Source organism: Hwanghaeella sp. LZ110 (genome assembly GCF_048892525.1).
Classification (GTDB): domain Bacteria; phylum Pseudomonadota; class Alphaproteobacteria; order UBA8366; family Aestuariispiraceae; genus Pacificispira.
This window is the reverse complement of record NZ_JBLZHT010000060.1, coordinates 1-322: the sequence shown is the minus strand read 5'-3', so window position 1 is coordinate 322 and position 322 is coordinate 1. Positions and strand designations below refer to the sequence as shown.

The 322-nt window shown below is 42.9% G+C and carries 1 protein-coding gene; it reads right to left on the bottom strand.

All coding sequences use genetic code 11. The features are described 5' to 3' along the window. Positions 1-322: hypothetical protein (locus tag ACOSDM_RS20205; protein WP_420726333.1), on the bottom strand; the 322-nt coding region annotated here is incomplete at both ends.

Below are 322 nucleotides of genomic sequence, written 5' to 3'. Positions count from 1 at the left end.
AGTCATCACAGTTTCCTGATACGTCACATTATTGCCTTTTGATACTGCAATGACTTCAGTGGTGAAACTCTCCACACTGTTGTCTGTGATTTGTCCTGATACCACAATCTCAGATCCGTTGAAGTACAGGTTAAAGCTGGTCTTGGTAAGGTTTGTCCCTCCTGTGTATTTGAGTTGAATATCAGTGAGGAGAGGGACGGCAACTTCATCATAGAATCCCTGCAGCTGTAGATCAGCGTCTGAATCTTCATAAATCCTGCGAGCAACTCCACCATTTTCCAGTGACATCTTTGTCAGGAAGTCAAAGTTAACATCATATCCA